Origin of the sequence: uncultured Campylobacter sp. (assembly GCF_938045465.1) — a bacterium.
Lineage (GTDB): Bacteria > Campylobacterota > Campylobacteria > Campylobacterales > Campylobacteraceae > Campylobacter_B.
Genome location: NZ_CALIBF010000198.1, coordinates 1 through 25,454, shown reverse-complemented (window position 1 = coordinate 25,454; position 25,454 = coordinate 1). Strand labels below are relative to the sequence as shown.

General features: G+C 47.5%; 28 protein-coding genes and 1 pseudogene. 6 read left to right on the top strand and 23 right to left on the bottom strand.

The genetic code is table 11. The annotated features are described in order from the left end of the window. Genes Q0413_RS10060 through rpsJ form a run of 4 tightly spaced genes read right to left on the bottom strand, consistent with a single transcriptional unit; the run spans position 1 to position 1,796 of the window. Positions 1 to 282 carry a 50S ribosomal protein L23 gene (locus tag Q0413_RS10060; protein ID WP_298028398.1) on the bottom strand — a complete coding sequence of 94 codons (282 nt, stop codon included), beginning with the start codon at positions 280 to 282 and terminating at the stop codon, positions 1 to 3. Position 283: 1 nt separating this feature from the next. After that, complete coding sequence (rplD, locus tag Q0413_RS10055; RefSeq protein ID WP_298989998.1) at positions 284 to 898, bottom strand: 50S ribosomal protein L4; 615 nt, start codon at positions 896 to 898, stop codon at positions 284 to 286. After that, positions 895 to 1,473, bottom strand: a complete 579-nt coding sequence (gene rplC / locus Q0413_RS10050; protein WP_298989995.1) for a 50S ribosomal protein L3 — start codon at positions 1,471 to 1,473, stop codon at positions 895 to 897. The genes rplD and rplC overlap by 4 nt, the downstream gene beginning before the upstream one ends. An 11-nt stretch (positions 1,474 to 1,484) precedes the next feature. Beyond that, positions 1,485 to 1,796: a 30S ribosomal protein S10 gene (gene rpsJ / locus Q0413_RS10045; protein WP_005869011.1), complete on the bottom strand. Its 312-nt coding sequence runs from the start codon at positions 1,794 to 1,796 to the stop codon at positions 1,485 to 1,487. Positions 1,797 to 2,076: 280 nt separating this feature from the next. On the opposite strand from rpsJ, the gene Q0413_RS10040 reads away from it, so the two are divergent. Together Q0413_RS10040 and Q0413_RS10035 are read left to right on the top strand one after the other, a co-directional pair. Beyond that, a complete protein-coding gene (locus Q0413_RS10040; protein WP_298989992.1) occupies positions 2,077 to 3,408 on the top strand; it encodes a hypothetical protein in 1,332 nt (443 codons plus the stop codon). A gap of 83 nt (positions 3,409 to 3,491) precedes the next feature. Then, a complete protein-coding gene (locus Q0413_RS10035; protein WP_298989989.1) occupies positions 3,492 to 3,827 on the top strand; it encodes a hypothetical protein in 336 nt (111 codons plus the stop codon). Positions 3,828 to 4,954: 1,127 nt separating this feature from the next. Here the strand turns inward: Q0413_RS10035 and dapF are convergent. The 3 genes from dapF to coaE all read right to left on the bottom strand — a co-directional run bounded on the left by dapF (position 4,955) and on the right by coaE (position 7,648). Then, on the bottom strand, positions 4,955 to 5,833 hold the full coding sequence (gene dapF, locus Q0413_RS10030) for a diaminopimelate epimerase (protein ID WP_298989986.1): 879 nt from the start codon (positions 5,831 to 5,833) through the stop codon (positions 4,955 to 4,957). A 176-nt stretch (positions 5,834 to 6,009) separates the two neighbouring features. Beyond that, the gene (locus tag Q0413_RS10025) at positions 6,010 to 6,930 is read right to left on the bottom strand and encodes a tetratricopeptide repeat protein (protein WP_298989984.1); all 921 of its coding nucleotides are present in this window, start codon (positions 6,928 to 6,930) and stop codon (positions 6,010 to 6,012) included. Positions 6,931 to 6,994: 64 nt separating this feature from the next. Continuing rightward, on the bottom strand, positions 6,995 to 7,648 hold the full coding sequence (gene coaE / locus Q0413_RS10020) for a dephospho-CoA kinase (protein ID WP_298989981.1): 654 nt from the start codon (positions 7,646 to 7,648) through the stop codon (positions 6,995 to 6,997). A 73-nt stretch (positions 7,649 to 7,721) separates the two neighbouring features. Here coaE and purM point away from each other — a divergent pair, with 73 nt between their 5' ends. After that, complete coding sequence (gene purM / locus Q0413_RS10015; protein WP_298989978.1) at positions 7,722 to 8,705, top strand: phosphoribosylformylglycinamidine cyclo-ligase; 984 nt, start codon at positions 7,722 to 7,724, stop codon at positions 8,703 to 8,705. Positions 8,706 to 8,749: 44 nt separating this feature from the next. Further along, positions 8,750 to 9,115, top strand: coding sequence for an Imm10 family immunity protein (locus tag Q0413_RS10010; protein WP_298989976.1), 366 nt, complete (start codon positions 8,750 to 8,752; stop codon positions 9,113 to 9,115). A 386-nt stretch (positions 9,116 to 9,501) separates the two neighbouring features. Here the strand turns inward: Q0413_RS10010 and Q0413_RS10005 are convergent, their stop codons facing one another. The 10 genes and pseudogenes from Q0413_RS10005 to Q0413_RS09960 all read right to left on the bottom strand — a co-directional run bounded on the left by Q0413_RS10005 (position 9,502) and on the right by Q0413_RS09960 (position 17,817). After that, complete coding sequence (locus Q0413_RS10005; protein WP_298989973.1) at positions 9,502 to 9,855, bottom strand: hypothetical protein; 354 nt, start codon at positions 9,853 to 9,855, stop codon at positions 9,502 to 9,504. A 233-nt stretch (positions 9,856 to 10,088) separates the two neighbouring features. Further along, positions 10,089 to 10,766, bottom strand: coding sequence for a phosphoribosyl-ATP diphosphatase (locus Q0413_RS10000; RefSeq protein ID WP_366939679.1), 678 nt, complete (start codon positions 10,764 to 10,766; stop codon positions 10,089 to 10,091). Positions 10,767 to 10,787: 21 nt separating this feature from the next. Continuing rightward, a pseudogene (gene hisI, locus Q0413_RS09995) lies at positions 10,788 to 11,099 on the bottom strand (phosphoribosyl-AMP cyclohydrolase); the annotation flags it as partial. 291 nt (positions 11,100 to 11,390) lie between these two features. Further along, positions 11,391 to 12,470, bottom strand: a complete 1,080-nt coding sequence (locus tag Q0413_RS09990) for an SPFH domain-containing protein (protein WP_298989970.1) — start codon at positions 12,468 to 12,470, stop codon at positions 11,391 to 11,393. An 8-nt stretch (positions 12,471 to 12,478) separates the two neighbouring features. Then, on the bottom strand, positions 12,479 to 13,405 hold the full coding sequence (locus Q0413_RS09985; RefSeq protein WP_298989965.1) for a branched-chain amino acid transaminase: 927 nt from the start codon (positions 13,403 to 13,405) through the stop codon (positions 12,479 to 12,481). 153 nt (positions 13,406 to 13,558) lie between these two features. After that, entirely contained in the window at positions 13,559 to 14,698 is a 1,140-nt protein-coding gene (locus tag Q0413_RS09980; protein ID WP_298989961.1) for a phospholipase A, read from the bottom strand. After that, positions 14,688 to 15,254, bottom strand: coding sequence for a molybdenum cofactor guanylyltransferase (locus tag Q0413_RS09975; RefSeq protein ID WP_298989956.1), 567 nt, complete (start codon positions 15,252 to 15,254; stop codon positions 14,688 to 14,690). The genes Q0413_RS09980 and Q0413_RS09975 overlap by 11 nt, the downstream gene beginning before the upstream one ends. 61 nt (positions 15,255 to 15,315) lie before the next feature. Beyond that, positions 15,316 to 16,092, bottom strand: a complete 777-nt coding sequence (locus tag Q0413_RS09970) for a hypothetical protein (protein WP_298989953.1) — start codon at positions 16,090 to 16,092, stop codon at positions 15,316 to 15,318. Positions 16,093 to 16,347: 255 nt separating this feature from the next. Next, positions 16,348 to 16,707 carry a nitrous oxide-stimulated promoter family protein gene (locus Q0413_RS09965; RefSeq protein ID WP_298989948.1) on the bottom strand — a complete coding sequence of 120 codons (360 nt, stop codon included), beginning with the start codon at positions 16,705 to 16,707 and terminating at the stop codon, positions 16,348 to 16,350. Between the two features lie 102 nt (positions 16,708 to 16,809). After that, the gene (locus tag Q0413_RS09960) at positions 16,810 to 17,817 is read right to left on the bottom strand and encodes an AI-2E family transporter (RefSeq protein ID WP_298989945.1); all 1,008 of its coding nucleotides are present in this window, start codon (positions 17,815 to 17,817) and stop codon (positions 16,810 to 16,812) included. 202 nt (positions 17,818 to 18,019) lie between these two features. On the opposite strand from Q0413_RS09960, the gene Q0413_RS09955 reads away from it, so the two are divergent. Then, positions 18,020 to 19,108, top strand: a complete 1,089-nt coding sequence (locus Q0413_RS09955) for a class I SAM-dependent methyltransferase (RefSeq protein ID WP_298989941.1) — start codon at positions 18,020 to 18,022, stop codon at positions 19,106 to 19,108. Further along, complete coding sequence (locus Q0413_RS09950) at positions 19,108 to 19,587, top strand: hypothetical protein (protein WP_298989936.1); 480 nt, start codon at positions 19,108 to 19,110, stop codon at positions 19,585 to 19,587. The genes Q0413_RS09955 and Q0413_RS09950 overlap by 1 nt, the downstream gene beginning before the upstream one ends. Before the next feature lie 576 nt (positions 19,588 to 20,163). Here Q0413_RS09950 and Q0413_RS09945 read toward each other — a convergent pair. The 6 genes from Q0413_RS09945 to Q0413_RS09920 form a co-directional block, all read right to left on the bottom strand. Continuing rightward, positions 20,164 to 20,556, bottom strand: coding sequence for a hypothetical protein (locus tag Q0413_RS09945; protein ID WP_298989931.1), 393 nt, complete (start codon positions 20,554 to 20,556; stop codon positions 20,164 to 20,166). 513 nt (positions 20,557 to 21,069) lie between these two features. Then, complete coding sequence (locus tag Q0413_RS09940) at positions 21,070 to 21,684, bottom strand: hypothetical protein (protein ID WP_298989928.1); 615 nt, start codon at positions 21,682 to 21,684, stop codon at positions 21,070 to 21,072. A gap of 43 nt (positions 21,685 to 21,727) precedes the next feature. Further along, entirely contained in the window at positions 21,728 to 22,534 is an 807-nt protein-coding gene (locus Q0413_RS09935) for a hypothetical protein (protein WP_298989925.1), read from the bottom strand. 350 nt (positions 22,535 to 22,884) lie between these two features. Continuing rightward, positions 22,885 to 23,574: a hypothetical protein gene (locus Q0413_RS09930; protein ID WP_298989921.1), complete on the bottom strand. Its 690-nt coding sequence runs from the start codon at positions 23,572 to 23,574 to the stop codon at positions 22,885 to 22,887. Next, on the bottom strand, positions 23,574 to 24,635 hold the full coding sequence (locus Q0413_RS09925) for a hypothetical protein (protein WP_298989916.1): 1,062 nt from the start codon (positions 24,633 to 24,635) through the stop codon (positions 23,574 to 23,576). The genes Q0413_RS09930 and Q0413_RS09925 overlap by 1 nt, the downstream gene beginning before the upstream one ends. A gap of 114 nt (positions 24,636 to 24,749) precedes the next feature. Next, the coding region (locus Q0413_RS09920) for a chorismate synthase (RefSeq protein ID WP_298989913.1) at positions 24,750 to 25,454 on the bottom strand (705 nt) is incomplete at its 5' end.

Sequence of the window (25,454 nt, the reverse complement as noted above, 5' to 3'; positions counted from 1 at the left end):
TTACGCCTCCACGCTTTCTAGGCTTACGCCTTCAGGTAGTTTGACGTAGAATTTTTTCACATCGTTTCTAGCGCCAGTTCTGCCTTTAAATCTTTTTACTTTGCCATCCTGTCTTAAAGAATTTATCTTTAGCGGAGTGATCCCGAAATAGTTTTTTAAAACGCTCTTTAGTCCGTTTTTCGTAACCGACGGGCTAGTTTGGATAACGACCACGCCGTTTTCTTGAAGACCGAGAGACTTTTCCGTATAAAGGATCGTTTTGATATCTGTTATATCTGCCATTTTAGTCCTCTTTCACTATTGATTCAAATGCCGCTTTTTCGAATACGACCGAGCCGTAAACTGCGATTAGGTAAGCATTGACCTCGCTTGCATCGACGACATAGCAATTCTTAAGATTTCTATAGGCCAAAAGAGTTTGTGCGTCTAGCTCGTTTTTAACGATCAGCGCATCTCTAACACCCAGTTTCTTAATAAAATTTGCCGCATCTTTAGTCTTGCCGCTTTTTAGTTCTAAATCGTCGAAGATAAAAATTTTACCCTCATTTGCTTTCTCATTGATAGCAAATTCCAACGCAAGGCGTTTTTGCTTTTTATTGACCTTCTGCTCGTAATTTCGCTCGTTAGTCGGACCGAATGCAACCGCGCCGCCTACCCAGACGTTAGTTCTAGTTGAGCCCGCGCGTGCGCCGCCGCGGCCCTTTTGTCGCCACGGTTTTTTACCGCCGCCGCTAACCTCGGCGCGAGTTTTAGCGTTAGCCGTATTTGCACGAAGCGAAGCAAGGTAAGATTTGACGTACAAATATAGATTGTGCGAATTGACTTCCGAAAATTTCGCAGGAATTTCAATTTCGCTTGCTTTTTCCAGTTTTTCGTTAAGCACGCTTACTTTACTCATTTTACTATCCTTATTCTGCCCATTGCGCCGTTAAATCCAGGAACCGAGCCTTTAAGCACCAAAATTTTATTCTCGGCATCAAAGCTTACGACTTCGTTTTTGGCAGTGATCATTTCGTTTCCAGTGCGTCCCGCCATCCTCATACCGGGCTGAACGCGACCTGGCCACTCGCAGTTGCCAATAGAACCAGGCCTTCGGTGAAAGCGGCTACCGTGCGCTGCAGGACCGCCCGCAAAGCCATGGCGCTTAATAACGCCCTGATAACCTTTACCCTTGGATTTAAAGCTTACTTTGACGATCTTGGCTTCGCTCAAAACATCTAAATTTTGATCGCCAAGCTCGGCATCTTCTAAGCTTAGAGTCGCAAATTTATTAAATTCCTTGCTTAGGCTATATTTCTTTTGAATGCCGGCTATAGCTTTATTATACGCTTTTCCCTCTGCGTATGCTACGATAGCTGCTTTCTCATCGCAAACTTCGCAAATTTTGGTATTGATAAGTCGTAAAAGCGTCACGGGCGTGCTGCTCGTGTCGATCGTCCTACTCATACCTATTTTTTCTACAATATATTCCATTGTTGTACCCCTTATTTGCCCATCGCGTGAACTTCGACGTTGACTTCCGGAGCCAAATCAAGCTTAGTTAGCGAATCAACCGTATCTGGCGTAGCCGCTACGATGTCTAGCATACGAGCGTGGATTTTCATCTCAAACTGCTCTCTGGAGTCTTTATTTACGTGCGGAGATCTTAAAACGGTGTAGCGTTTAATCTTCGTAGGCATCGGCACGGGACCTCTGACGTCCGCACCTGTTCTTTTTACGGCTTCAACGATAGCCGAAACTGTGCGATCTAAAACTCGATGGTCATAAGCCTTGAGTTTTAACCTAATTTTTTGCATCACTTTTCCTTAATAAAGAACTTGTCGCAACGCGCGACCCTTTGTTTCAAACAAAAGACACACATTATATAAAAGCGCTCCGGCTTTGTCAAGAAAATAGCCAAATTTTATTGAAATATTTCCTTTTAATAAGGAAAAATATATAGAATTTCGAAAATTTCCAGGTTGTCGAAAATTTCCAATATAAAAATTTTGGGATAAATTTAAAATAGATATAAAAATTTCATAGGATTTTTCAGATTTATTTCCTTTTAATAAGGAAAATTTTAAAATACTTGATATGAATGATCTAAAATTTTTTTACGAAAACCCGCCGGAATTTATGGGCTTTATTCCGCGCAAAAGAGGTATCGGCTCTGCCAAAACCATAATCTACGGAGTGCTAAATTCCGGCAAAAGCGCCGTGCTGAAAAATGAAATTTCGGAACTTAAAAAAGATGAAATTTTGTATCTAAATTTAGCCGATCTACGCCTTGAAGAGGCGGTAGCGAATGATGGAATTTTTGTGGCTAGAAATAGCGCAGGCGATACAAAGGCTAGCGAAATAAACGAGCATGAAATAAGCAGAGAAGCTACGTTAGACGCGGAAATTTCGGATACGGGCGAATTTTACCGCGCCGCCGTAAAAAATACAGATACAAAAAACGCAAGCGCAAATGGCTCAAACAACGCAAAAAATGCGGAGTCCGATGGCGCAAAAAGCAAGAGCGAGAATTTCTTCCGCGAGATCAAAGAATTTTTAGCCGCTAACGAGCAAATTTTATCGCTTTTTTTAGATAATTTTAGTAGCGCCGATTTTGAAATTTCATCGCTTCAAAGCTTTATTGGGGGGCTAAATTTAAAGCGCATTATAATTTCTACTCGCGATAAAGAGTTAGTTTTGCCAGGCTTTGAGCGGATTGAGCTTTTACCGCTTTCATTTGAAGAATTTATCGCCTTCGATAAGCGCCACAACGAGATAAACTCGATGATTTCGGCGTTTTTAGCCCAAGGCGGCGGCGCAAAAAACCCCTTCATGACCCCCGCCGAAATTTTAGAATTCGAGCAGAGGTTGCTTACGGCAAACTTTAGCCGCACGGAAATTTTAATCCTCAAAGAGTGCCTAAGCTTCGTCCACGCCGCATTTAGCGCAAATAAAATTTACACCGCGCTAAAGCCGCGCATCAAGATCTCCAAAGACGCCATATACGGCACTATCGCCAAGCTTGAGCGGGAAAATTTCATCAGATTTTTAAGCAAAGCGGGCGAACCCGCGCGCGCAAAAAAGCTATATTTTTCGCATTTTAATATGCGCGAAATTTTAACAAGCAAAAAGGACTTCTCGAAAAAATTTGCCAACGTCCTTTTTTGCGAGCTTTTGGGGCTAAATACGCCGATTTTTTACACAAAAGAGCTGGATTTTTACCTGCCTGCTCTAAAGATGGGGGTTCTCGTCATCCCATTCAGCGACGCGGACATTATCTTTTTAAAATTTCGTAAAATTTTAAGCGTGCTCAAGAGGCTCGGCATCACGAGCTTAAAAGTCGTTTCTATGGCAAACTCCGGTAGGCTCGAGATTGAGGGTATTCGCTGCGATGTCGTGCCGTTTCATGAGTTCGTGCTTAGCTTCTGATTTATTGACACTTCATATCATAAAAATATAAATTTTATGATATAATTTTGGCAAACCCATATCAATTACGCAAGGGAAAGCCGATGATCAAATTAAAAGACAAACTCATTTATGAAACGCTAAAACTGGTCGAATCGCAAGGCAAAGAGGGGCTTTTGTGTCGCAATAAGCAAAGCGATGCGGAGTTTATGAGACCCGTGAACGAATTCGCAGCTGCGAGTGGGCGCAACTACACCTCGATCAAATCGACTCTTGACATCATCCATAAAAACTGGAGCTATCTGCAGCGCGAAAGCATTAAGGACACGGGGCTTGATGCGGGCAAGGCGTCGAAGATTTTCATCTACCGCCTATGCGAGTCAGGGCGAAGCTTTATCGAAAAATACGAAAAAGCGCTCGTCCAAAACGCCGACAAATAGCCGAAAATTAAAAATTTTAAGCGCCGATTAGATAGAATTCTTTAATTTCACGTGGAGCGACAAAATTTCGTTTTTATGCGACTAGCCTTAAAAAGGAGATGAAAATGCTGGATTTTATAGTAAAAATGTTCGCCTGGAAAGCTGAGTGGGAGGTAAAAAAGGAATATGACAAAGAATTTGGCGATCTATCCTCCATGCACTCAATCTTGCGCTTTATAATACTTCTTATCATACTTAGCATTTTGATTAAATTTCAATTAAGCGTATGAAAGATACATTTTTAGATATTGCGCTCATTTTATTTGGCATCGTCATGCTTGTCGCGATACAACAAAAATCTTTATTAAAATTTATAATTTTCGTCGTGATTTTAGCGCTCGCCAGAGAGTTAATTATCAGGCTTTATGCCTAGCTTTGGCGAAACCGACACGGATGGAATTTAAAATTTAAACGACAAAATGACGGCGCGACGGAATTCGGTGGGCGCAAATTTTAAATTTTGCCGTAACTACACTATGCTTTTATCGTCGTTAGTAAATTCTACCGCACTTCAAGAATTGCCGCATCTATAAATCCAGCCTTTATCGTCAATGATAGATTTACCCGCGCCGAGAATTTGCGCTTGATGTCGCGCTTTCTGCTATTAGTGGCGGATTTCGCTCGTGCAAATACGACGGAATTTCACTTGTGCGAACACGGCGGATTTTTTGCGGTGGCAGCAAAAATTATAAACCAAATGAGCGGGTTAGAGCGTAAATTTTATAATGCTATAACGCTTAAATTCCGCAGAAGCCTAAATTAATGCGATACAAATGTGAAATTCAAGCAAAAATTTTAAATTTAGTAGCAAAATTCCACACGCTGAAATTTTAAAATTTTATTTCATAAAATTCCGAAATTTAGGAATTAAATTTTGCAGTGAAGCGACAAATTTTACCTCAAAATTAAAATTCGCACGCAAACCATCCACGAAAATTCCAAAATTTCATCATCATAAAATTTTAAATTCCAATGCCGTATTGCAAATCTATTATTTTATAAAACGGGGCGAAAAGCGAAATTTTGTATAAATTACACTCGAAAATTTGACGGATTCTCACGCAAACCGGCTCGAAATTTCGCCCTGCCTACTCCACGTATCCGATAAATTCGCCATCGAAAGTATGCCTAACGTCGCCGCGAAAGTAAATTTTACCTCCATCTCCTAAGCGCAAATTTAGCATTTCGCCGCTTGCAGGTATCACGCGGATATCGGAAGCTAGCCCCATATTTTCGACGCCTGCGATGAAGCATGCTGCCATCCCCGTACCGCATGCGAGAGTTTCTGCCTCTACGCCACGCTCAAAGGTGCGCACCTTTAAAATTTTGCTTGCGAGGCGACTTTGAACTAACGCATAATTAACGTTAGCGTTATACTTTTCGCGCAGATCGCGGGCTAGCGCGGCGTCGAACTCATTTAAATCGCTAACAAAAGTTACTAAGTGCGGCACTCCTGTGTTATAAAAATACCACGTTAGCCCTGCTTCTTCAAAGCTTTCGCCTAGGCGTTTAGGACGAGTTAACATTACCTCTACGTTAGCTACTAACGCGTGAGCGTTAGGGCGAAGATTGAAAATCTCGCCAAAGCTTACATTGCGTAGCTCGCCTCGCATGCTCTCGCTCAAATTTCCGCCGAAAATACCGAAAATTTCGCCGCTAATTACGCCTGCGCCACTTAGGAATTTCATACTCTGCGCGGCCAAGAAATTTTCATACGCATACATGCATACCGCTCGCGAGCCGTTGCCGCACATATCGGCGGTGCTGCCGTCGCTATTATAAAATTCCCACTCGAAATTTATCCCCTCGATACCGTTAAATTTCGGTAGCACGACGATGAGCCCGTCGGCGCCCACCCCATCGCGCCTATCGCATAGCTCACGCGCTAGCTTGGATCTATCCGCCTTAACTGAATCCGTAAATATTACGAAATCATTTCCGCTCGCATTATATTTTGAAATTTTCATTATCTACCTCGCAAATTTTTAAAATTACTAACATTCGCTAACGCTTTATTAAAATTTTATTTCTATTTAAATTTAAGTCTGCCGCTTGTTTTGAGCTATTCCGAGAGATATTTTACTAACTCGCCCTCATTGGTTAGTTTATTTATCGTGCGCTTTTTACGCTTGATGTTAGAGTCTCATCTCATAGTCTCTAAATGCTCGCAAGCATCAAATCTTCCGAGCTTGCAGGCCTTTTTATAAAGCTCGCGAGCCCTCTTTTTATCTTTCGCTACGCCCCAGCCCTTTTCGTATTGATACGCTAAATTTGAGCAGGCTAGCGGCTCGCCACCATTCTCGCACGCTTCGCTAAAATACTTCGCAGCAAGCGCGTGATCCTTTTGCCCGCCATCGCCCTTAAAATACGTAACGCCCAAATTTACGCACGAATCCACGTGTCCTTGCTCGCAAGCCCTCGTAAAAAATGTCCTAGCCCTGTCCGCGTCTTTTTTCACGCCTTCGCCAAGAACGTAGCTAAGCCCTAGGTTATGGCACGCCTCTACCTGCCCCATCTTGCAAGCCTTGATCAAAAGCTCGATCGCCTTTTTCGTGTCTGGATAGACGCCGAGCCCCTTTTTATAGTTGTATGCAAGGCTCGCGCACCCCTCGCTGCTGTTTTTCTTGCAAGCATCGCCGAAAAGCTCATTCGCCCTCTTACGATCCTGCGCCACCCCCTGCCCGTCGTTGTAGAGCAGTCCCAAATAGACGCAGCCCTTCTGCTCGCCGAGCTTGCACGCCCTGTCGTAATAGCTCGCGGCTTGCCTGAAGCTTCTATTTGAGTCGTATGCATAGCCCAAATTTGCACAATCCAGTGCATTTTCCTCGCCGCCTGCGTCGCAGTTGCGCTGCAGCTCATTTATCACGCGGCTTAGTTTTTTACAATCCATCTCGCTCCCCGCGGCGCAACCCTTTCTTAGATCGTCGATCTCCGCCGCAACGCCCGTCGCAAACAGCGCGGAGAGCAAAACCGCTCGCGCCGTAAATTTCAACAACTCTTTAAGCGGCGCACTTTTAAAATTTTGAAATTTAGCACCGCTTTGGGCACAGCTACCGATCCTCATCATCGCTCCTTTATTTTTAGTCTCATCTCAATTTGCGTAGAAATTTTATGCAACCGCGCAAAGGCTAAATTTTATCTTTTAGCTCTTTTAAAAATCTCTCCACCGCGGCCTCAAGCGCGGCAAGATCGCCTCCGTTATCTATCACAAAGTCCGCCATGGCACGCTTTTGCTCGATATCTATTTGCAGCTCCACGCGGTGCTTTGCAGCGGCATGATCGAGCCCATTTCGCTTCATCACGCGCGAAATCAGCGTATCTTTTGGCGCATAAACGACTGCCACTTTGTCGAAAAACTCATACCTCTTGCCCTCGAAAAACAGCGGAATATCAACGAAATAAAGCTTTCCTTTCGCCTCCAAAGCCTGCGCCTGCGATAAAATTTCAGCCGTTATCTTCGGATGCAGCAGCGCTTCTAGCTTTGCAAGCTCCGCGGGGTCTTTAAACACCAGCTCGCCTAGTTTTTTGCGGTCCACAAAAGCGCAAGAATTGGTCAAATTTTCCTCACCTCTGCTGGCATCAAATTTAACCTGTACGTCTTTTTGCACAACGTATTGCGCGCCGAAAATTTCAGCCACCTGCGCGGCGCAGCGATCCAAAATGTCATGCGAAATCTTATCGGCATCGATAATCTCAAATCCGCGATCACGAAGCAGCTCGCAAACCGCGCTCTTGCCGCTTCCGATGCTGCCCGTGATGACGACGGCGTGTTTAAATTTCAAGGTGAGCCTTTATAGCGTTTTTATTCGATTTTAGCTAAAATCTGCTAAATTATACCATCTTGGAGGATAAAATTTGATAAGCTACAAAGACGCGGGCGTCGATATAGACGCAGGAAATGACTTCGTAGAGGCGATAAAGCCGTTCGTCAAAGCTACGCAAACTCCGCACGTTTTAGGCGGTATCGGCTCGTTTAGCGGTGCGGTGAGGTTGCCCGCAGGCTACAAAAAGCCCGCGATCCTAGGCGCCACCGACGGCGTGGGCACAAAGCTGCGACTCGCGATCGACGCGCATAAATTTGACGGCGTGGGCCAAGACCTCGTCGCGATGTGCGTAAACGACCTCATCTGCAACTTCGCCGAGCCGCTGTTTTTTCTCGACTATTACGCGACGGCAAAGCTCGAGATCAGCGATGCAAAAGAAGTCGTAAAAAGCATCGCCGAGGGCTGCAAACTCGCCCGCTGCGCGCTAATCGGCGGCGAGACGGCGGAGATGCCCTCTATGTATGAAAAGGGCGACTTCGACCTAGCGGGCTTTGCCGTGGGTATCGCCGAGGAGGACGAGATCGACCGCAGCAAGTTTGTACGTGAGGGTGACGTACTCATCGCGCTTCCTAGCAGCGGCCTGCACTCAAACGGCTTCTCGCTCGCGCGCAAAGTGATCGCCGAGCTAGGGCTAAAATTTGACGACAAGGTAGGCGGTCGCGCACTCATAGACGTGCTTTTGGAGCCAACCAGGATCTACGTAGGAGACTTTTTAAATTTAAAAGACAAGATCCATGCGCTCGCGCACATCACGGGCGGGGGCATCGTGGAAAATCTGCCGCGTGTATTTCCACAGGGGCTGGGTGCGAAGATCGAGCACGCCGCGATCCGCACGCCTGAGATATTTAAAATCATCGCGCAAAAAGTGGAGCCGGCAGAGATGATGAGGACGTTTAATATGGGCGTTGGTATGATCATAGTGGCTCCAAAAGAAAATGCGGACTTCGTGCTCGCTAACACCGACGGCTACGTTATCGGTGAGGTCGTAAAAGGCGGGGGCGCACAGCTCGTGTAAATTTGAAGCGGTAAAATTTGCTGTTTTTTGCCAAAGCAGAATTTATGTTTAGACTAAATTTTAAAGCAAGTGTTGCGACCGCTTCCAAAAACAGCGCCGAGAATTATTATATGATAGGCCTTGCGGACGACAGGTACGACTATAAAAACTATCTGCTTTTCCAAAGACCGATCAAGCTCGGGCGGTACGAGGACGCAGACGCGCCGCACAACGGCTTATACGCAGAGTGCAATGGCGACGTATGCTATAACGGCTGCAAGGCGGCGAAAATCACTAGCGAGCTTATCGTTTTTGAGATCCAAGACAGCGTCATCACCGTGGATATCAGCGGCGTTAAAATTCCCAAACGCTTCATTCAGTATTGCAAAGAAATTTTCGGCGATCTACTTAGTATCGAGGGGCAAATTTAAATACGCAGCGGCACGCAAAAGCAAATTTCGCAATCACAAATATAAAGCCGAGATTAAAAATTTAACGAGCGAATTTTTAGATAGCGCAGGATAAGAGCGTTTAAGCAAAGCCATTAAACGCGATGAAACTTCGCGCCGGAGTAAAATTATTGCGAGATTTGCGCATCAAATTCGGTGCAAGTATTATGTGGCAAAATTTACCCTAACAAACATAGCTAAATTTCACGCTCGATCCGCAGTCGTCTGAGCTTTAAATTTGGACGCGCCACTTGTCGCCGCCACCCTCTCACAGCGAGCCCCGCGGACTTAAGAGATGCAAAACGATCATCTCGCTATCCGTGCAGCCGCTTGTTTTTTTAGAAAGGGTAATCGCTAGCGCGCCCATACTACTGCCTGCCTTTTCGGAAAAGGGCGATCGCTTTTAGCCCCTTATCCGTAATGCTGACGCTCTCGATACTGATGTGTTCGAGCTTGGCGTGTGCCGCAAAGTATCTAAAGCCCTCGCCGCTTATCTTATCGCTATCTTGTAAAAACAGATACGCAAGCTTCGGTAGCGTGGCTAGATGCTGTAGTGCCGCGTCCGTGATGGTCGTAGCTATAAAGCCCATATTTATAAGGCTTTTTACCTCGCAGATGCGGCGTACCATCTCATCGCTTAGCGCTACGCTTTCGTAGTGATGGCCTTTGCAGTAGCGCTCGCCAACCGCGTCCAAAGCCTCCTGCATCGTGATCTGCTTCATCAGCTATCCTTTAAAATTTGATTTTAAAATTTTAGTGAAATTTTACGATTTACGCAAGGCGCTGAAATTTACGCGCGGATTTGCTCGCGCAGCGCGATTAAATTTTGCGGCAATAGCGCAGTTGAAGCATTCTTTCATTGCTGAAATTCGGCGTAGAATTTCGGCGCCGCTTTTTAAATTTTGCTCGCCGCGTAAGGCGGGCGAGCGGCGCCTTCACGATTAAATTTTACGCATCATTTTTCGCGACGACGCTTTTCTTCGATGCCACTTTGTCCTTGCCTGCGCGCTAGCTCGTCAAGCAGGGCATCTGGATGGATATTGTGCACTGCAAGTGCGAGCAGAAGGTGAAATAAAAGATCCGCCCCCTCATAAATCACGTCGTATCGCGGCTCGCCCGCTCTGTGCTCGCCGAAGCCCTCGCGCGCGACGTCTGCGTAAAGCCCGCTGCGCGAGAGGTCCTTACACGCCAGTGCGAACTCGCACGCCTCCTCGGCGATCTTTTTGAGATAGGCGTTTTCGCCCTTCGCGTAGAGCGAGGCGACGTAGGAGAGCGCAGGCTCACCGTTTAGCTTGCGATCCAAGCAGACGTGATAAATTTCGTCCAAAATGCCGTACGGGCCTTTTTCTGCGGAGTTTTCGAGCGTGGAATTTTGCGCGGCGGCGTATAAATTTTGCTCGCTGCGCTCTGCAGCGGAATTTGTGAACGCGGAATTCGTCGCAGTGGGGCTTTGCATTACAGAATTTTGCTTACCGCAGGAATCGGTATAATTTTTGGGCGCTAAATTTTGCAAGCCGTCGCAGGAAGCGGAATTTTGCCCTGTGCGAGAATTCGCGGAATTTTTCTGCGCGAGAGAGGCTACAGAGCCGTACTCTGCGCAATTTATCGCGCCGCAAGCGCTCGAGCTCCCCACATTTTCACCGCCTTTTTGCAGCGAAATCTCTTTGAAAAAACAGCTTCGCGCGCCCGTGTGGCAGGCGGATCCGCCGCATTGCTCGACTTTAAGCAGCAGCGCGTCGTTGTCGCAGTCCAAAAAGGCGGATTTTACGAGCTGAACGTGACCGCTGCTCTCGCCTTTTTTCCAGATGCGCCCCTTGCTGCGTGAAAAGTAGTGCGCGTAGCCCGTTTGCAGCGTCAGGCTTAGCGCCTCTTCGTTCATATACGCGAGCATCAAAACTGCGCCGTCACCCGCGTCCTGCACGATCGCTGGGAGCAGCCCGCCTAATTTTTGCCAATCTACCTTCATCTTTGATCCTTAATTTGCGAAGTCGAGCGCCTTAAATTTAGCCGCCGCATGCGGAATTTGAGTTGTGAATTTACGAAGCGGCACGCCTCGTAAATTTAAAGGACAAATCTAGCGGCTAAATTTTAAGCGACCGCTAGACTTAAACCGCAACGGGCGCGAGTTCTGCTCGTTGCGAGCTTTTGCGCTCGCTGTTAAGTTTAGCTCGCAAAATCGAGAGTTAAGCTTATGCGCCCGGAGCAACTTGTTATTAAATTTAGTTCGCGAAATTGGGGCGCATAACCGCCTGAAATTTTAATGTTCCCGCTCGATGGCGCTTTGCTTTGCCTTGTCTTTCGTATCGACCCAGATATTAGGCACCGCGCCGCCCGGCGTTAGGAAAATTTTCGCGTCGCTGTTTTCGCGCAACGCCTCGTTAAATTTAGCCTGCGTCTCGATCTGCTTGAGGCTTAAAAGATTTGCATCCAAGCTCTTTGCAACCTCTTTGTTAGCGTAGGCTTGCGCGTCGGCTTCGATCTTAGCGGCATCGGCACGACCTTGAGCCTCGATTTTAACGGCATCTGCGTTACCTTTGGCAAGAGCCGCCTTTTTAAGCGCCTCTTGATTTGCGCGCTCGACCTCGTATTTGGTGCGCTCGGCCTCCTGCTTGGCGATCTGCACGCGCTCGATCTGCTCCTTTACCTTTGCGGGCAGGATGATCTCGCGAAGCTGCACGGCTAGCAGATCCACGGGCGAATTCGCCAGCGCTTCGATATTTTTGCGGATGCCGTCGTCGATCGCTTTAGCGATCTCGTCGCGTTTGGTAGGCAGTTCCTCAGCGGCATAGTTGCCGATGACGCTACGCACGACGTCCTTTACGCGCGGATCGATGATCTTATCCTCCCACAAAAAGCCCCACTCGGCGATTGTGTTGGGCGCCGTGGCTTCATTGAGCCTGTATTGCACGGTAATGTCGATGCTGACGGGTAAATTTCGCGAGTCTAGCACCGAGAGCGAGTTTTTGCTGATGATACCGCCCGCGGTACCGCTTTTAGTAGCGATACCTGCGCTCATATCTTCGCTGCTGGTGTAGTTGATGATACGCGTGCGAGTATCTACGACGAATACGTCCTGTATGAACGGCACGAAAAAGTGAAGTCCTGCGCCAAGAGGCGTCGGATCGTATTTGCCTAAATTTGACTTGATCCCCACCTCGCCGGATTGGATCGTGACGAAGGGTTTTGAGATCACTAGTAGCGCGATTATCGCGATTATCGCGTAAATCACGCCACTAAACTTGCCCATTCCTCCAAAATTAGGAATTTTAAAATTTAAATTCCCGCCTTTTTTGTCGCTGTTTTTCTTATTAAAATAATCATTCAAATCCGCAGGCATGCGCGTCCTTATTTAACGTAAGTGAGCCAGTGCTCAAATTTAGGGTCTTTGCCCGTGACTACCGCGAAATACGCCTTTTGCAAGCGGCTCGTGATCTCACCCATCTCGCCCTTGCCGATGATCCTGCCGTCGATGTTACTAATCGGCGTGACCTCCGCGGCGGTGCCGGTAAAAAACGCCTCGTCCGCGGCATAGAGCTGATCGCGAGCGATGCGCTCTCTGCGGACTTCGTAGCCCAGGCTGCGCGCGATTTCGATGACCGAATTTTGAGTGATGCTCTCTAAGCTGGTGTCGTTCGGCGGAGTGATGATGAGCCCATCTTTTACGATAAATAGGCACTCGCCCGGCCCCTCCGCGACGAAGCCCTGCGGATCGAGCAGTATCGCCTCATCGTACCCCGCATCGACCGCTTCGAAATTTGCCATCTGCGAGTTGAAATAATTCGCGCTCGCTTTGGCTTTTGCCATCATCGAAAATTGCGCCGGCTTTATCCACGATGAAATTTTAGCCTTGATGCCCTTGCGTAGCGCCTCTTCGCCCATATACGCGCCCCACTGCCACGCTGCGACGACGACATTTACAGAGCAGTCCTTGGACGAAACGCCCATCGAGCCGTAGCCGAAGTACGCTAGCGGGCGGATATAAACGGTCTGATCGAAGCGGTTTTTCGCGACGACGTCGATCTGGGCCTGACGAAGCTGCTCTAAGCTAAACGGAAGCTTGATTAGGCAGAGTTTTGCCGAAATTTCAAGCCTGCGAGTGTGCTCGTCCAAGCGGAAAATCGCGTAGCCTTTGTCGGTTTTATAGGCGCGTACGCCCTCAAATACGGCGTTTCCATAGTGCAAAGAGTGCGTCAAAACGTGAGTAGTGGCTTCCGCCCATGGGATTAGCTTGCCGTCTTTCCAGATGAGCTCGGCCTCTTGAATTTGTGCCATTTCTTGATCCTTTTGTTTAAAATTTAATCTGCGATTTTAGCTAAAACAATATTAATTTCTAAGAAATTTAAAAGCGGTTGAAATTTGGTGCGATTTTAAGACGCACAACGAGTCGTGAGTTCAAATTTAGCTCGCAACTCGGTGCAGATGGCATTAAAATTCTACGAACGAAAGCCCGATGCCGATCTTATTGACGCTGCGTTTGTAATCCGCGAGGCTCTCGCCATAGCCGTTAAAGTAGCGCAGATAGCCGTAAAATCCGCTGTTAAAGATCGGGAAGCTATAGTTTAGCTCGATCGCGCCACGGTTACTGCCGTCAAAATGCATGTTGTTTCGCCATAGAGCGCTAAGTCGCTGCTTGCCGAAGGTGTATGATGCGTGCAGATCGCCGTAGCCCATATAATCCGCGATGTCCTCGTTCGTGCGGTCCAGCCAAAACGCATACCAGGCTCTGGGCGTGATCGAAAATCCGCCCGCGCTCCACGTGCTTTGGACGTAGGCTTTGTTCCACGAGCGCGATTCTGCGCCGCCTTTGCCGTTTGATTCGTGCAGAGCGCCGATCTTTAGCTCGTCCGCAAACGGCACCGGCGCGCTAACGTAGAGCTCGGGACGGTAGTTACTCTCGCGGAAAGGCGCGCTATCCTGCGTGATCTGCCACCAGGAATTTTGCGCGTAAGCGAATGAAATTTTCTCTCCAAGTCCCAGCGCGTCGTAGGCAATCGGCCGCTCGAAGCTAAACTCAAAATGCAGCTCATCCGCCTTGCGATCGGGCTTTTTGCTGAAATCGTGGGTGAAAAGCATATAGATCGGCTCGTAGTATTTAAGCCCTAAAAATCCGAAATTTCGGCCATTTTGCTCGCCTTGCGGCGCGGAATCCAACGCAGCGGAATTCTGCGAGAGCGAGGCGGAATTCGATGATTCTAAATTTGACGCGGAGTCTGACGCAGCCGAGCCTGCGTCTGCGAAATTTGACGCAGTGGAATTTGGCGCGCTGGATTCCGCCATGGCGGAATTTTGTGCGACAGAATTTTGTGACTCAGCGGAGTTTAAAACAGCGGTATCATCGTGTGAAGCGGGAGTTTGTGCGGACACGATAGAATTTTTTGCTGAATTTCGGCGCGACTTTTCGCCCCTTTCCGCCAGACTTGCCGCGGCGATCTTTTTGTAATAGATCATCGCGTTTTTGTAATCGCCCTTGGTCTCGTATTCGCTAGCCTTTGCGTATAGCTCGGAGAGATCTTGCGCGGCTAGGCTTATGGCGCAAAGCGCGAACGCCAAAGCTTTAAATTTCATCTACGCCCTTTAAATCGTTTTGATAATTTATATTTAAAAACTGCTCTTTATTTTTGAAATTTAGCACTTTGGAATTTGCAGATCCGATGAGCGCGCCGATCTTATGCTCTTTCGCGCGGTAGAGCTCAAGCGCGCGCGGCGCGAGAGCTGCGTCAAAAAATCCGCACAAGCTATGTCTGTGTGCTTCGTCGCCCGCCACGCAAATTTGCCCCTCTTGCTCGCTAAGCGCGCGAATGGTGGAAATTTCTACAAAGGGCATGTCGGCTGGGATGATAAAAATGCGCTCGCCGCTAAATGGCTTCAGCGCCGAATACAGCGCGCCCATCGGCGAAAATTCCTCAAATTCGTCGTAGATCATAGGAAGCGGCGGGTTAAATTTAGAGGTTTTGGCGCAGGCGAAAACCCGCTCAAACTCGCAGCTTAAGCGCGAGAAAAGAAAGTGCGTCATGCTGGGATGCCCGCGAAATGGAAACAGCGTTTTGTCGCTGCCGAAACGCGAGCTTTTGCCGCCGCAGAGAATGACACAGGTTTTCATCGAAATTTCACCGGCTTTCATCGATCTTTATCGCGGCGAAATTTTAAATTTGAAAGTAAAATTTACAAAAAGCGCGAACATATCAGTCTTTTTGCATATATTTGGCTTTGCCAAGGGCGTTATTTGCGATGAACTGATAAAGGCTCGGCGCCTGAAGCTTGGCTAACTCCGGGTATTTGGCTTTAAGCGTCTTCCAGATGTCATAGATGCGCATACCGCTTGCGTAAAGCTTCATAATCTCGCTAAAATGCGGATCATAAAGGCTCGGCTTTTTATACAGCGAGAGTTTGCGGTCGGTATCAAGCACGGCGTTTGCCTCGATAAAAGCGGCAAGATCGCGCTCGCTTACTTTAGCGAAATCCTTTTCGTATTGAGCCTTCATATGCTTTAAAATTTCCTTATTGCTAACGCCTTGGAAGTGCATTTTCTTTATCTCGAAGCGATACGCGTATAAGAAATCTTCGCTTTTTTTTGCGGTTGCGCGAAGTCTTGTTTTTTCATCTTTGAACGTCACGGAGATAAAGTGCGTAAGCCCGGGCGCAGTAACGGCGTTTTTGAACGCTTCGTCCTCCTCGCCGATCTTTTTTAAGATCGCCTTGACGGTGTAGCCTTGGACGATGAGGTTTGAAATTTTATCTTTATAAGGTTTGTAGTCGAATCGCACGCGCCTAAAGCCCGTCTCGACACTGATTTTTTTATAGATCCTCGCATGCTCTCTAGATGTAAAATACCTCGATTTCAACCCTTTGCGGAGTTGTTCGGCAACCGCGGTAAAATCGTCATAATCGGCGATAGACGCGATTAATTCCTTTTCGTTTACGACCCTGCCGTTAACGACCGCGATGGTAATGACCTTCATATTTTCTCCTTTGGTTGGGCACAATTCTAACTTAAAACTATAAACTCAAATTTAATTATTTATTATCAAGGATTGCGGAGGATTTGCGTTTGCAAGGCAGAATTTTACGCGCTAAGATTTAGCATTTTGATTGATTTTTATATCTTTTTTGTGCTTGTTCTCACGCTGCTTTTTTATACTTTTTTTGTGTAGAGATGAAGCGAGTTTGCAGATATAAATTTTACCCGCAAACTCTAGCTAAATTGCCCGCACAAATTAGCTTTTTCTAAACGAAAAAAGCTTTTTGATCTTTGTAAGTCCTAGCTTCATGCCGCTATATTTCATCATCTTAGCCATATTTACCCACATTTCACGCTCGTAGCATGGATGCGGGCAGTGGTGACAGCGTGGCTTTTCGGTATGCGGGCAGGCGCGCAGGCGCGCGTAGGCGTAACGTAGCATCCGTTCGCAGTCCGCGCACAGATGAAAGTGGGTCTGCACAAGCCCCTTATCGTCTTTGTAGTCATGAAGCACGGCGCCATCTTTTTTAGGCGCATCCGCATGCTTGCCATCGCAGTAAATTTGGATAAATTTCGTCACCGTGTTTACTTCGTAAATAAATTTTTCACTCGTCATCTTTAATCCTTTGGGGCGGATTTTATCTAAAAGAGACAAAAATACTCTTGAGCGCGCTCAAGCTAAAATTTATAGAATTTTAAAATTCCGCGGAATTTCGCTTTATCTTTCGACCTTGTTGCTTAATAGAGTCGCGATGAAGCGTGTTTTGTCATTTGAGGCAAGCGCGATTTGCAAGCTCATCGTAAGCGGCACAGCCAAAAATAGCCCGCCGATACCAAGCACAAAGCCCCACAGCAGCAGCCCCGCAAGCACGCTAATCGTTGAGAGCCCGAGCCCTTGCCCTAAAAATCGCGGCTCGATGATATTTCCGATCGCTACGTTTACGACCAAATAGATTGCGATAGTCCAGATGCTGGAGCTTATATCCATCGTAGCTAGCGTCACGAAAAGCGTCGGAAAGACCGCTACGATCGAGCCTATCGTAGGGATGAAATTTAGTACGAAAGCTAAAATCCCCCACAGCGCAGCATATGGGACGCCAAGCGTCCACAGCCCAAGTCCGATGAGCGCACCAGTGCAAGCTGAAGCGATAGTTTTGATTAGCAGATATTTTTTGAGGCTGGAGGCAAATTTCTTCACGAAAGTGTGCGTAGCGCGGCTACTTTGCGAAAAATAGCGGATTTTTTCGTCGATCACGGAGCTTTCAAAGACCATAAATGAAACCATTATAAAAATGAAAAATCCCGTCGAAACTATCGAGCCTGTTTTGCGCAGTAGTGCAGATAGCTGCGCGGCGGCTTCGCTCGGATCGATGCCTAGGCTTGCGGCGTTAAGCTCTATGCCGAATAGAGAGAGCTTCGCACTCACGCCTCCTAGCACCTCTTCAAATTTTGCTTGCAGCTCGGGTAGGCGCGCTGAAAATTCCTTGATCGCATCGAAGATGACTGCGCCGAAAAACACTATAATCGCCACGAAGGCAAAGGTAATGATGAGGAAGCTAAAAACGCGCCCGACGCGGATCTTTTGGACATAAAGCACCAGCGGCGAGACGAGCACCGTGATGAAAATAGCTAGCAAAAATGGCACGACGATAGCCTGCGCGGCTTTAAGACCAGCCAGGATGATTACGACGCAGGCAACCGACATCAAGGACATTTGAAGCTTCAAGGATTCTCCTAAATTTGACATTTTCGCAGAGCTTTACGCGAAATTTTGACGAAAGGATTTTAACTAAAATTCCATAAATTTTAAGATGGAATTTTAAAATTTCATCGCAAAATTCTAAGATACGCGCAAATTCTTAGCGGGCGCAAGAAAAGTTAGAATTTTTTGCTAAAATTTTGCGAAATTTACATAAGCAGGATCAAAAATGAAACTTCCCAAACAGCTTTTAGACCGCTACGCCGCGGAGCATCAAAGCGCGGGCGAGGCGCAGCGGACGGCGAATGAGATCGCCTTTGCGCCGGTGGTCTTTCAAGTCTCGCGGCTGATGAAAAAATTTGGAATTTTAAGCGCGCTTCATGAGGCGCGGGACGGACTAAGCATAAGTGAGATCGCGCAGAAGACCTCGCTTAGCGAATATGCCGTAAAGCTGCTTTTGGAAAGCTCGCTTAGCATCGGCACGGTGCTGCTGTGCGGCGAGAAATTTCGTCTCAGTAAGGCGGGATATTTTCTGCTCGCCGACGAGCTCGTCGGCGTGGACATGGACTTCATCCACGACGTGTGCTACGAGGGGCTATTTAGGCTTGAAGAGACGCTAAAATCAGGCAAACCAGAGGGGCTAAAGGTTTTTGGACAGTGGGCTACGATCTACGAGGCGCTTTCGCATCTGCCGCCGCATGTGCGCAAGAGCTGGCTCGCGTTTGATCATTTTTATTCGGATTTGGCGTTTGAGCCCGCGCTAAAGATCATTTTCTCGCGCAAGACGGCAAAAATTTTAGACGTCGGCGGCAATACGGGGCGCTTTGCTAAGCGGTGCGTAGGCTACGACGAAAATGTGCGCGTCACGATAATGGATCTTGCGGGGCAAATTTCGATGATGAAAGACGCCGTCGCAGGCGCGCGCGGAGCTGAACGTATAGAGGGGCTTGCAGCCGATCTGCTAGATCCCGCTACGCGCTTTCCGCGCGGCTTTGACGCGATCTGGCTTAGTCAGTTTTTGGACTGCTTTGCAGAGGAGCAGATCGTAAGCATCCTCTCGCGTGCAGCGGAGTCGATGAGCGAGCAGGCGCGGCTTTATATTTTGGAGCCGTTTTGGGACAGGCAGCGCTACGAAACCGCCGCGTATAGCATGACGCAGATCAGCGTGTATTTCGCCGCGATGGCAAACGGCAATAGCAAAATTTATCACTCGGACGATATGATTAAATTTGCTCAGCGCGCCGGGCTTAAAATTTATAATATCCACGACGGGCTGGGCGTCGGACACACGCTGCTGTGCTGCGAAAGGGCGCGATGATGGACGCGCGAAGCCTAAGCGCGCGGCTAAATAAGCCGATTAAAATTTTAATAGTACTACTTGGAATCGGAATTTTGGCAAATGTGACGGTGGAATTTTATGCGGAGAAAAAACGCGGCGAGCTAGAGCGAAACTTCTGCGAAAGCAAGCAGGTACGAGATACGCTAGCGCGGATAAACGAGGGCGCGCCGCGCAGGATCGACGATGCTACGATTTTAAAAGGCGCCGCATGCGAAGATGATAGCTTCATATACGATTACGCGCTAAATAGCTCACCTAATTTAGACCTTAGCGCGCTGAATGCGGGCGATGCGGAAATTTTAAAAGAGATGCTGTTTGCCAAGGCGAAGGTCAGCTTTTGCAGCACGGAATTCTCGCAACGCCTGCGGGAGCTAGGCAAAACGATGGTGTTAAATTACGAGATAGAGGGTTTGCCGCCAATACAGCTAAAGCTTGATAAAAATAGCTGCGCGCGGTGAATTGTAAAACCCAAGCGAGGCATTTGATTAGCCGCGTTTTATGTGACGGTACATTGGCGGCTAGCACCCCTGTAAGCTCGCAAGCAAGCTCATGCTTTACGCAAAATTTTATGCGAGCAGGTCGCGGATAAAATTTAGCAAGATTTCATCGCAGCAGGTACGGCGTCACAATAAATCCTAAAATTCTAACTCAAAATCTACGATGCTGTTTCAAATAAAATTCCGCGCAACTTATAGAATTTCGCGCGAAAGCCTTACGCGGTGTTTGCGCTGCTACATAGATATAATTCCGCGTGAAATAGTCAAATTTTAATGAAAAACGCCACTGGCAGAACCTGACGCATTAGATCGCGGCTTAAAAAGGACTCGGCGCGTTTTAGCGCTTTGTGGCGACGAAATACACGCTGATCTGCGTCATACTATACGCGGCGGCGCTGTAAAAGCTAAGCAGAAATTTTAGCATGTTGCTTTTGCACAGGCGAAATCAAAAGCGAAGCGGATAAATTTTAAGCGAATTCGGCGCGGGCGAGCAGGCAAAGGCTCACGCCGCGCTAAATTTTAGATCTCGCGCAAGCGCTACTTGCAGTCGCTAGGCTTAAATTCTACCCTTATAAATTCTTCGCCACTTTTTATCTTATAGCTCCATATCGCGCTGTTTATTAGCGGATGCATTACCTTCATCTGGTTGCAAAAAATTTGCTTATTTTGGCTATCTATGACATTTTGTATCACGGTTTTTTGATCATTTCCGACACTGTCAAATTTCATCCCCATGCCGTCATTTAGCTCGTAGTTGTAGATAAAGCTGCCATCCTTGCACTCAGCACCCGTTAACGTGGTAATCTCATCGACTCGCATCGGCGCACTCTTATTGATACCTTCCACAGCCGCTTTGAGCTGGACATTATCGCAGCTTGGTGCCGCAAAAAGCGCCGCGAAAACAAACGGAAGTAATAAAAACTTTTTCATAATTCTCTCCTTAAAAAATTTAGTAATGATATAAAAATTAATATTAATCGGTGCTTTAAATTTAGGGCGAATTTTTTGGTGCCACGAGCATATAATTTGATCCAAGCGTAGCAGCGAACGCGAAAAGTTTATTTGCGGAGCTTAGCCCTAAAAAACGTAATTAGGCAGTATGTCAAAGTGCGGAATTTATTGGCTAGCTGCACTTAAATATGGGCTGCCAAGTTAATTTCATAACGTGATTTTTGCGGAATTTAACTCAGCTTGCGATATTAATTCGATGTCTAGAGCACCAGCAAACTCGATATCAAAAGGATTTAATGTCGCAGGCGGGATAAACCTTACAAGCAAGCGCGCATTTGAGTATTTTAAAGCCATGCTAATTATATCGCAGAGCTTAGGCGCGACGATCCGCAAGCGCGTGCCGCAAGATCGCCGCGACAAATTTTACCACAAGACGGCGGGCAAAAATAATCGACCAAATGCCGCTTACCACGCACGAAGGCGCAAGCGCGATTAGTTATCGTTGATTACGTCCAAAATTTCTCTAGCGTGCACGGCGTAATCATTCGCCATCGATTTTTGAAAGATCCCGCCGATCTGTGCGTATGAGCCCTGACCGCCGCCGAAAAACTCCTCCTCGCCGAAGTTGCGCTCGTTTACGGCGATATTTTGGTTGTAGATCGGCTTTCCGTTTTTAAACATTTTTAGGCGTAGATTGTAGCGTACGAAGGGCTTTGCCGAAACATCGATGCCGTCGGAGCTGTAAAAGCCAAAGCCGAATGAGCTAAGCTCAGGTGCGATGACGAGCCCTTTGCCTTGCAGCGCTTTTTCGTCGTCGGTGACGCTCACGCGCCTTAGGTAGGTGCCAAAGAAGCGCTTTGCCTCGCCTGCGACGAACTCGCCGACGTCGATTTTAAGCTCATCGTCTCTGCCTAGCTTCGAGCTTGCGGCGTAGCTTTTCGTCCCCATTAGCTCGCTAGGGATATAAATGAGCGCGCTTTGCATGGCGTTAGTCGCGCTTATAGTGTCGTCAAACGGCGCTACATCGGCGTTTTGATTAAACTGCGCTTCATATGCGCAACCGCTAAATAGCGCGCAAACTATTGCGGCTATAAAGAAATTTTTCATTGTTTACTCCATGTAAAAATTTTTGTAATTCTACCCCGCGGGTCTAAATTTTACGCTGAAACGGGCGGAATCGCTCTTCAGTCCAAGCTAAAAAATCGCCTAAGCTTTCGCTTAAACGTGTCTTTTGGAATTTGCGTATCGCTAAAATCGTCGCTCCAAATTTCATTTTTATCAGTGAAATAGGTAAAATTATAAAATTTGTTTTCTGCTCCACGGTTATATTTTTGTCTTTGCAATACTGCAAAATTTCATCCAGTTCGCGCTTTGAGTAGATGTTTATCAAAAAATAGTTGCGATTTTTAAATTTAATCACGACATTTTTATTTAGCAGACTTAGCGGCTCTTTGTTTTTAATCAACATAAAAATTTTAAACGGCAAAACAAGCAAGATAAAATTTATCGTATAGTATAAAAACAGCGCCAGTTTGCCGATATGCACTCCAATAGATGATTTTTTATAAAGCTCATAGGAGGTAAAGTAGTGAAATTTACCGAAGCTATCTATGAGCTCAGATACGATGCAGAAGTTTATCTTATCGGCATTTGAAGCATCGATACATTTATTGCGCTCTGAATCGTGCGCAAATTCGTAAGAGATTTTATCGTTAAAAAACTCAAAATATGAAATTTTACGCCTGCACTTTACATACCATTGTATTTGTGCGATAAATAAAACTGCGGCTATAAGGAGTAGGAACGAATCTTTGTTGTTAAATTTTAAGAGATTGATGGCTGTAGTATCGGATCTATACAGAGCGTAAAAAGATATTAAGGCGATAAATAGGCTATTTGCTTGGAAATACACCGCCCTATCTATGATTTTGATCGGCTCTTTGTCGTAATCCCTCATAAAATTCCTTTTCGGTATGATTTTTGACGAAGCGCATTTTATCACCGTCTCGCTTTCGACGCGTTTAAGAGCACAGGATATTTACAGAGGCGCTTGCAGCGAGGCGAGTTGCAACGAGCGGCGGCTGTCTCAGCCAAGCGAGCGCTAGCGGTTTATCTGCGACCGCTTCGATGGCTGCTTTAAGCGCCGAGCGATTTCATCTATGATTGCCGCGGACAGAATTCTGCTCGAAATCCAGCTCCAATCTAGCCGTGAAATGCTCGCGCAGTATCCGCCTTTGCGCTTCGTTTACGTTTAGCTTTATCCAGACATCCAGCGGGTCTAAATTTTACGCTGAAAACCGAAAAATTTCACGCCTTAATGTCGTAGCTGAAATTTTTCAAAAAATATATGCGTAGAGCTTCGCGCTCGGCGCGGCTGGGACGGATGCAAAAAAATACCGCCGCGCCCGTATCGTCCCTCCCGCGCAGTAGCAAGCAATCGCGCAGTCGTAGCCTCGCTCGTCCGTCTAGCCTTCGCGCGACGACGAGCTTTGAAGCGATCAAAATCGCAAAAATGCCCGCCGCTGCATAGATCGCAGCTTCGACAAAGCCGAATTTGATCGTCAAAAACACGCCCGCGACGTATGCGAAAAGAAGCAAGAATTTTAAAATTTCTTGCAGTTTCAAAAACCACTCGTAGCTTAGAAACGGCACGCGAAACGTCCGCACGAAGCCGAGCGACGGCTCTATCAGATCGACGCATCCAAGCATAAGATCGTATTTGTCTAGCCCTCTGCGAAAGGATATTTTAAGCTCGTCAAATTCCACGCGCGCCGCCTCTTTGCTACCGCTTCGCAGATAAAGTAACGCTAAAAACATAAAAACGATCGTCAGGCTGGGCTTGGCTCGCTGCGAGCGTAGCAGGCTGTCCGTGTAAAACAGCTCCCCCGATCCGCCGATATCTAAAGAGATAAAAATGCAAAAAAACGCAAGGATAGAGGCGGAGAAAATTCTATAAAACGTATCGTCGCAGATGAGGCTGAATTCGGGCTTTTGCATTAGTTTTTATATAGCGGCGCGTCGGTGATTTTAAATCTAAATTTATTGCCCGCGCCGATAAATTTCGCAAAGCTCGCTACGTCAAATCCCTGCTGCGGCGCGCTTAGCGGCGGCTTAGCAAGGATCTCGAAGCTTAGACCTGCGTAGTTGAAAAACTTGCCGCAGCGCCCAAAGCCGCGTCTGCCGTAGAATTCTATGCGGCGCAGGCGCTGCGCGAGATTGGGCGCGTCCTCGTGCGGCGGCTCGACGTCAAGCACGATTTGCGCGCTTGGATTTTGCGTGACGATGAGCGCGAGCAGCCTTGAGCCGACTCCTAGCCCGCGAAATTTCGCATCGATGCCGAGGTAGGCCACGTAAAAAATCCCGCCATCTTCGCCGCTTGGAATTTCACTCTCATCGTAGCGCGAAATTTCGCTTTCTGCGGTACCTGACGAAATTTTGTCCTCTGCGGCGCTTGATGAAATTTCATCCCTTCTGGCGCTTGATGAAATTTTGCCCCTCGCACCGCAAATCGAATGGTCCGCCTCGATCGGAATTTTACTATCTGCGCTCGCGTTTAAAATTTCATCGCCGCCAAGAGACTGCGTTTTTCGGCCTGCGATTTTACCGCTTGCAACGTTAAAAAATTTTGCCTCTGAAAATCCCACTTCGCCGCCTGAAATTTCATCCTCCGCGCCTTCAAATTCCGCGCCGCTATGGGCTTTGGATCTTAAAATTTTATCCGCATTTGGGCGAGGCGGCGGCTGTTTGTGGTGCGAAACCGCGCGCTTGTAGGTTTGCTCGGTCCTATAGACGCAAAACCCAACGAGCTTCTCGCCGCTTAAATTTTGCGCCGCCGCGCTTAAATGCTCGCTCGCCGCCGCGTGATGTTTATCAGGCGCGCCGCTAGCGCTTAGGGCGCTAAAATCCTCGAAAATCGCCGCGATTTCAAGCTGTCCTTTGCGCGACATTTTTAAGAAATTTTTTATGCTGATACGCTCGATTTCGGGGAACGCCGCGACGTTGATCGCCTCTATGCGCGCGATCAGTGCCGAGTCCTCGCCGATACGCTCAAGTCTCATTTTGCCCTCCTTGTCGCGTAAATTTAAAATTTGCCCGCCTAGCTCGCGGGAATTTCATCGCTCGGCCCTGCAATTTCATGAAATTTTGCAAAATTTAAGGGCGCCCGTCTAAATTTAATTCTCGCCATAAATTCGCTTTAAATTCCCCAGCGTCGCGCTCGCGTTTAGCAGTAGCGCATCGGCGATCGCCAGCCGCGCCATTGCGGTAGCTACGACGCTGCCGCGCACGGCGATACACGGATCGTGCCGCCCGCGCAGCTCGCAGATCGCATCCGCGCCGCGCATGTCCACGCTATGCTGCGCCATAAAAATGCTCGGAGTGGGTTTAAAATGCGTCGTTATCTCGATAGGCGCGCCGCTACTTATGCCGCCTAAGATCCCGCCTGCGTTGTTGCTCGCAAAATTTGCGCCGATCTTGCTGCCATTGGTGCGGATCAAATCCTTGCTAGCGCGCATAAAATCGTTGTTTTCGCTGCCTTTTAGCGTGCTTACTTTCACTCCGGCGCCGATCTGCACTGCCTTTACGCCGTTTATGCCCATCATCGCGCCCGCAAGCGCCGCATCCAGCTTACCGTACAGCGGCTCGCCGAGCCCCGCAGGCACGCCCGTAATGCGAGTTAGCACGCAGCCGCCGATACTATCGCCCGCATTTTTAGCGCTTAGAATTAGCTCCTTCTGCGCGTCCTCCACAGCGGGATCGAGCGCGAAAATTTCGCTGTTTTGCGCAAAATCAAAATTTAAATCTTTGGCGTAAATTTCGCCCACGCTACAAATTCCGCTTTTTACGGAAATTTTAAAGTGGTCTAGCAGTATCTGCGC